The 6,491-nt window shown below is 68.7% G+C and carries 6 protein-coding genes; 1 reads left to right on the plus strand and 5 read right to left on the minus strand.

The window, feature by feature from the left end:
- Nucleotides 1-117 precede the first annotated feature (117 nt).
- The 4 genes from CH42_RS07930 to CH42_RS07945 all read right to left on the minus strand — a co-directional run bounded on the left by CH42_RS07930 (nt 118) and on the right by CH42_RS07945 (nt 4,160).
- Entirely contained in the window at nt 118-996 is an 879-nt protein-coding gene (locus tag CH42_RS07930; protein WP_053352682.1) for a hypothetical protein, read from the minus strand.
- Nucleotides 980-2,143, minus strand: coding sequence for a nucleoside hydrolase (locus tag CH42_RS07935; RefSeq protein WP_053352683.1), 1,164 nt, complete (start codon nt 2,141-2,143; stop codon nt 980-982). The genes CH42_RS07930 and CH42_RS07935 overlap by 17 nt, the downstream gene beginning before the upstream one ends.
- A 172-nt stretch (nt 2,144-2,315) precedes the next feature.
- Nucleotides 2,316-3,668 carry an MFS transporter gene (locus tag CH42_RS07940; RefSeq protein ID WP_082309360.1) on the minus strand — a complete coding sequence of 451 codons (1,353 nt, stop codon included), beginning with the start codon at nt 3,666-3,668 and terminating at the stop codon, nt 2,316-2,318.
- A 30-nt stretch (nt 3,669-3,698) separates the two neighbouring features.
- On the minus strand, nt 3,699-4,160 hold the full coding sequence (locus tag CH42_RS07945) for a MarR family winged helix-turn-helix transcriptional regulator (RefSeq protein WP_053352684.1): 462 nt from the start codon (nt 4,158-4,160) through the stop codon (nt 3,699-3,701).
- Between the two features lie 161 nt (nt 4,161-4,321).
- On the opposite strand from CH42_RS07945, the gene CH42_RS07950 reads away from it, so the two are divergent.
- Complete coding sequence (locus tag CH42_RS07950) at nt 4,322-4,990, plus strand: dihydrofolate reductase family protein (RefSeq protein ID WP_053352685.1); 669 nt, start codon at nt 4,322-4,324, stop codon at nt 4,988-4,990.
- Between the two features lie 80 nt (nt 4,991-5,070).
- On the opposite strand, the gene CH42_RS07955 is transcribed toward CH42_RS07950, so the two are convergent.
- A complete protein-coding gene (locus CH42_RS07955) occupies nt 5,071-6,459 on the minus strand; it encodes an aspartate aminotransferase family protein (protein WP_053352686.1) in 1,389 nt (462 codons plus the stop codon).
- Nucleotides 6,460-6,491: the final 32 nt, after the last annotated feature.

Below are 6,491 nucleotides of genomic sequence, written 5' to 3' on the forward strand. Positions count from 1 at the left end.
ATTCCGCGGCGCCGGGGTGCGGGGTCGCCCGGCACCCCGCACCTGCGTCAGCCTCCGACGTGGCGGGCGTTGACGCCGGTGCGGGGTGCGAAGCCGGGCGACCGTGCACGCGAGTGCTCAGACTGTGGCGGGCGCTTCAGCCGCTGCCGGTGCGGGCGATACGGCTGCGGGTCGCCGCGTCAGCGATCGCATCGCGAGCGGGTATCGACGCACGATGCGCTTCGGCAGCGTGCGCAGCACCAGGAAGGCGAGCAGGAAGATGATCGCCTTGTCGACGGTGTCGGAGGTGAGGCTCTGCACGGTGGTGGCGTTGAGCATCTCGAGACCCGCGGCCTGCAGCGTCGCGACGATGCTGCCGGTGCCGACGCCGAGCCCGCCTCCGAAGAGGAACGCGGCGACCGGCGCACCGAGTGCACCGCTGGGAACACCGACGATCGCGCCCGCGATGACGGCCGACCAGATCGCCTGGAACGCGCCGAGGCGTACAGCCCAGCCGGCGGCAGCTCCAACGAAGGCGGCACCCGCGGTGAACGCGATGACGGTGGGGTTGATGGTGACGCCCCAAATCAGGTTGCTCAGCACCCCGGTGAGCGCACCGGCTGCGGGGCCGGCGAGCACGCCGACCAGCACGGAGCCGAAGGAGTCGAGGTAGAGCGGGATGGGCGTCATTGTGCCGATGATCTGCCCGATCGTGATGTTCAGGGCGATCGCGATCGGCATGAGCGCGAAGATGCTGCGCGGAATGAGCGGCAGCGTACCGACGGCGATGAGCACTGCGCCGGCGAGGTATCCGAGCATCACCCAAAGGGTGGTATTGCCCAGGTCTTGCCCGAGTGTGGGCGGTTGGGTGAAGAGCACCGTGAGGTAGGTCGCGATGATGACGAGCGACCCTGCTGCGGTGAGCAGGTACGCCCACTTCGGGGCGTGATGGCGAGCTTCTCCGGGACTCGTCGTGCTGACGAGCCCCTGCCCAGACACGCTATCGCGTGCGTTCATGATGTGGTCCTTTCATCAGGGTTTCCGTGAGGTGGTCGAGAAAGCGTGCGGCGTCGACGCGACGGATAATTTCGGCGTTCGCCGGTCGGTTCCATCGACCTAGCCAGTCGGCGACGGTTTCGCCACGCGTCAGCGTGCCCGTGAGTTCGACGTCGACGGGTGCGAACGCGCTCTCGGCCCAGGGAAGTCTGCCAGGCTCGGCCGTTTCGCGCGACTCTGGCGGCGCGGCGCGCTGCTCGCGCGCCCAGGTGACGGCAACGGCGACGACGAACGGATCGTGAATGTGCGCGAGGTAGCCGTGCCCATCGGCCTCGTGGAACTCGAAGTAGAAGCGCAGCGCTTCGCCGAGCTGGTGCAGAGTCGCGTGCCACTCGGGGCCGGCCCCGGCATCCGCGCCCTCCAAGATCCGCCGCAGGCGGTCGGGAGTCATCTCGACCATCTCGGTCGCCTCGATCGGCCCGATCACCGGAGCGAACGGAGCCTCACCGACGACGTGGGCGTCTCCGAACGCCCGGAACACGCGCGCGGCGGCCTCGGGGTCGAACGTGACGTTCCACTCGGTGGTGGGCCGGGTGTTGCCCCGGTAGTTGAAGGCGCCGCCCATCACGAAGAGTCGCTTGAGCAGGCGGGGCAGATCCGGCTCGATCTCGAGCGCCAGCGCCAGGTTGGTGCTCGGGCCGATCACCACACCGATGAGCTCACCCGGGTGCGCATGTGCGGCGGCGACCCAAGCCTCAGCCGCAGAGCGGTCGTCGGCTGCAGCGCGCGGCGCGGGCAGCTCCGCGTACCCGGCACCCGTATCGCCGTGAGTGACCTCGGCGTACTCGGGATCCACCGACGATGCCGCACCGGTCGCGCCATCTGTCAGGGTTCCACCGCCCGTGCCGGCCTCGGCAGCAAGGGCATCGAGCACGTGCACCCCGCCCAACGGCAGCTCGACGCCGCGGTGCACCGGCAGATCGCTACGGCCTGCGAGTTCGAGCCAGCCGAGAGTGTTCTCGACGACCTGCGCGGTGGACACGTTGCCACCGCTCGCCGCGAGCCCGATCAGCTCGACGTCGGGCTGGCAGAGCAGGTACGCGATCGCGATCGCATCGTCGATGCCGGGGTCGCAGTCGAGGAAGAGCGGGATGGAGTTCTCGGCCATGCCTCTATTGTGACGGACACCGCCGACACTGGCGCGGCCCGGCACCCGGCGCTCAGCACCCGGCTCCGGCCACCCGCACCCGGCGTTCAGCACCCAATCTGCACTCAGAGGATCGAAAACCCCTGAACGGAGTGCGCTGACTGCAGATCGGGTGATGTACGCAGACGGCCACCTACGCGTCGCCGACCGAGATGTCGCCCGCTTCTTCAACGGCGCTCTCGTGCGGCTGACCGATGTGGACCAGGTGACGCCCGGCGACCGCCAGCACCACCATGGAGACGATGATCGACGCGGCACCGACCCAGTACGGCATGCCTGCGCCGAGCGCCTCCGAGATCGGCCCCGCAACAGCGGGAGCGATCGCGCCGCCCATGAAGCGCACACCCGAGTAGGTCGACGAGGCGACGTTGCGCGGCAGATCCGTCGCCTCCATTACCGCCTCAGTGAGCGCGGTGTTCATGACGCCGAGCAGCAGGCCGCTGATGATCACGACGGTGACAAGCCCGGTGAGCGAGTCGACGAAGAAGCCGAGCAGCGCCAGGCAGATGGTGAGCGCGGTGAGCATCGAGAAGAGCACGGGGCGCAGGCCGAGCCGGCGAGTCAGCACCGGGGCGACGAGCACCGAGGTGATGGCGAGCGCGAGCCCCCAGCCGAAGAACACGAGGCCCAGTTCGTGCGCACCGAACTCGAGGCCGAACACCTTCGCGGCGGCCTCCATCGGGTACGGGCTGTAGGCGAGCAGCACGAAGAAGCCGAAGTTGTAGAAGAGCGCCACGATCGAGAGGGAGCGCAGGGCTGGGTTGCGCAGGGCGCGGAACCCGGCGAGGATCGACACCTTCTCGACCGCCGGAGCAGCGCCTGCGGCACCGGCGTCATCGGCGTCCGTGCGCTTCGGCTGCCGCAGCAGCACCACGATCGCGATGAGGGCGATCGCCATCAGCGCCGCCGTACCGAAGAACGGCCCGCGCCACGACAGGGTGCCGAGCACGCCACCGACCAGCGGCCCGACGGCGAGCCCGATGCCGAGCGCGGCCTCGTAGAGCACGATCGCCTGTCGTGCTCCGCCAGATGCGGCACCGACGATGGCGGCGAGGGCGGTCGAGATGAAGAGCGCGTTGCCGAGCCCCCACCCGGCGCGGAACCCGATGATCGCGTCAACGGTGCCCGATGCCCCGGCGAGCGCGGCGAAGACCACGACGAGCACGAGGCCGGCGAGCAGCGTGCGCTTCACGCCGATGCGACTCGACACCCAACTGGTGAAGAACATTGCGGCGCCGGTGATGAAGAGGTAGCTGGTGAAGAGCAGCATGGTCTGGCTGGGGCTCGCGCCGAGCTCATGACTGATTGCGGGCAGGATCGGGTCGACGAGGCCAATGCCCATGAACGAGACCGCGCACGCGAACGCAATGGCCCAGACGGCGGTCGGTTGGCGCAGAATCGATGGCTTGGCCTGCGCGGGTTCGGTGCGGGGGCGAGTGGTGGTGGACGTGAGAAGCTCCTGAGGTGTGGTGCGCGTGCGGCGCAAATCTATGTGCGGTGCGGGATCGCGGTGGCGTCACCCGGAGGGATCGTCAATGCGATCTCCGAGCTGATCCATCAGCTCCGCTGCGCGAGCGAGTGTGGCGCGGTCGAAGTCGGAGAGCGCGTCGAGATGCGGGCGCACGCGGTCGGCGGCTGCGGCGCGGTAGGCGTCGAGCGCGACTCGGCCGGCCGGGGTAATCGATACGAGCGTCGCTCGGCCGTCTGCGGGATCGGGCGCGCGGTCGATCCACCCCTCCCCCTCGAGCCGCTGCACGAGGCCCGTCATCGCGGGCTGGCCCACCCGCTGCTGGTGAGCGAGTGCGCTGATGCGCAGGCCGCTCGACGATTCGAGCTCACTGAGTACGCGCCACGCGACGAGCGAATATCCACCGCCAGCCACGCGACCGGCGATACGCGCGAAGCGGCCAGTTATGCGCGTGAGATCGAGTGCCAGCGCATCGGCATCCGATCGATCTGCGTTCTGTTCGTTGCTCACAGTCGTTCACCCTACCACCAAATGCATCGCACTGCGAAGTACATTGATGGGCGCACGCAACACCCCATTGACACCGCCCGCCCCGGCGAGGAGGATGCTGCGCAGCGGGCGACCGCCTGCGGGGAACGCGCGGCGGCGCCGCGCACGGCGAAGGAGCCAGCATGCACGCGAACGATCCCGCATCACCCAACACGAGGCCCGCCGGGCGCATCATCATCGACCTGTTCATGACGCTCGACGGCGTCGCGCAGGCGCCGGGCGGCCCCGATGAAGACCCGAGCGGCGGGTTCCGCTTCGGCGGCTGGCAGGCTCCCATCGAAGACGACATGGTCGGCGCTGAGGTGCTCGGCTACGTCGACCGCATGGACGCGCTGCTGCTCGGCCGACGCACCTACGACATCTTCGCGTCGTACTGGCCGGTGCACGCCGACAACCCTGTCGGGCGCACGTTCAATGCTGTGCCGAAGTATCTGGCCTCGCGCAATCCCGAGGTGTCGGCGCCCTGGAAAGAGACCACCCGGGTGGGCGACGACCTCGCCAGCGAACTCGCCGACCTGCGCGCGCGGCACCGCGAGATCCACGTCGTCGGCAGCATCGACTTCGTGCAGACGCTCATCGCCGAGCGCCTTCTCGACGAGCTGTGCCTGTGGGTCTATCCGATCGTTCTCGGCGAGGGCCGCACGGTCTTTCCGAGCGGCTCGGTGCCCACTAACCTGCACCTCATCGAGCCACCGAAGAGCGGCAGCGCCGGCGCGGTACAGCTGCGGTACGCGCTCGCACCGGGGTCGCCGGAGACCGGGGTGATGGAGGATCCTGCCGACCCGGCGTAAGCACCGACTTACCCCACCCAATACACGACAGCGCCCACCGACCTCGAGGGGCCGACGGGCGCTGAACGTGCACCGCGTGGTTACTTGCCGACGTACCCGTCGGCGACGTTGAGCGCCTCGTCGATGATGTCGAGGCCCTTCACCAGATCCTCTTCCGAGATGATCAGCGGCGGGGCGACCTGCAGGCGGTTGCCCGCGGCGAACGGCCACAGCCCGGCCTGCTTGCAGGCGGCGACCACGGCGTTGAACGGCGCAGCCGCCTCACCTGCAGCGTTGAACGGGATCAGGGGCTCGCGGGTGTCGCGATCCTTCACCAGCTCGATCGCCCAGAAGAGACCCGTGCCGCGCACCTCGCCGACCGACGGGTGCTTCTCGGCGATCTCGCGCAGACGCGGGCCGACGACACGTTCGCCCAGATCGCGCACGCGCTCGAGGATGCCCTCTTCTTCGAAGATGTCGAAGGTGGCCACACCGGCGGCAGCACCGAGCGGGTGCCCGCTGTAGGTGAGCCCACCGGGGAACGGCTTCTGATCGAAGGTCTGGTGCACGGCCTCGGAGATCACGACGCCGCCGAGAGGCACATACCCCGAGTTGACGCCCTTCGCGAAGGTGACGAGGTCGGGCGCCACATCGAACGCCTGGAAAGCGAACCAGTGCCCGGTGCGACCGAAGCCGGCCATGACCTCGTCCGCGATCATCAGGATGCCGAACTCGTCGCATAGCGCGCGCACGCCGGCGAGGTAGCCGGGCGTCGGAATCAGGATGCCGTTGGTGCCGGTGACGCTCTCGAGAATGATCGCGGCAATGGTGTTCGGGCCCTCGAGCTCGATGGTCGAACGCAGATGCGCGAGCGCACGCTCGGTCTCTTGCTCGGGAGTCTCTGAGTAGAAGACCGAACGGTAGGGGTACGGGCCGTGGAAGTGCACGACGCCGGCATCGAGCGTGCCGTTCGCCCAGCGACGGGGTTCGCCGGTCAGGGTGATCGCCGTCGACGTGGAGCCGTGGTACGAGCGGTACCGGGCGAGCACCTTCTGACGGCCGGTGTGGTGGCGCGCCATGCGCACCGCGTACTCGACCGCGTCAGCGCCACCGTTGGTGAAGAACACCGAGCGCGCGCCCTCGAAGGAGTGCTCGACGATGCGCTTGGCGAGCTCGCCGCGCACGTCGTTCGCCATCGCCGGCTGAATCGTGGCGAGACGCCCGGCCTGATCCTGAATCGCCTTGACGAGACCCGGGTGCTGGTGACCCAGGTTCAGGTTGACGAGCTGCGCCGAGAAGTCGAGGTACTCGGTGCCGTCGTAATCCCAGAAGCGCACGCCCTCGCCCTTGGCGATGGGCAGCGGGTTGATGGCCCCCTGCGCCGACCACGAGTGGAAGACGTACTGGCGGTCATTGGCACGTACCTCGCGCTGCGCGTCGGTGTCGCCGAAGCTCTGCTCGGCGCCGTGCAGATCGATGAAGTCTGACATGTGCGTCGCTCCTTAGTGGTTGCTCGGGAAGC

The organism is Leucobacter musarum subsp. musarum, from assembly GCF_001273845.1.
In the GTDB taxonomy this organism is placed as follows: domain Bacteria; phylum Actinomycetota; class Actinomycetes; order Actinomycetales; family Microbacteriaceae; genus Leucobacter; species Leucobacter musarum.

What these genes read in the sequence shown, in the direction of transcription:
- CH42_RS07955 (WP_053352686.1), bottom strand. Translation starts at nt 6,459, where the DNA reads ATGTCAGACTTCATCGATCTGCACGGCGCCGAGCAGAGCTTCGGCGAC.
- CH42_RS07950 (WP_053352685.1), top strand. Translation starts at nt 4,322, where the DNA reads ATGCACGCGAACGATCCCGCATCACCCAACACGAGGCCCGCCGGGCGC.
- CH42_RS07935 (WP_053352683.1), bottom strand. Translation starts at nt 2,143, where the DNA reads ATGGCCGAGAACTCCATCCCGCTCTTCCTCGACTGCGACCCCGGCATC.
- CH42_RS07930 (WP_053352682.1), bottom strand. Translation starts at nt 996, where the DNA reads ATGAACGCACGCGATAGCGTGTCTGGGCAGGGGCTCGTCAGCACGACG.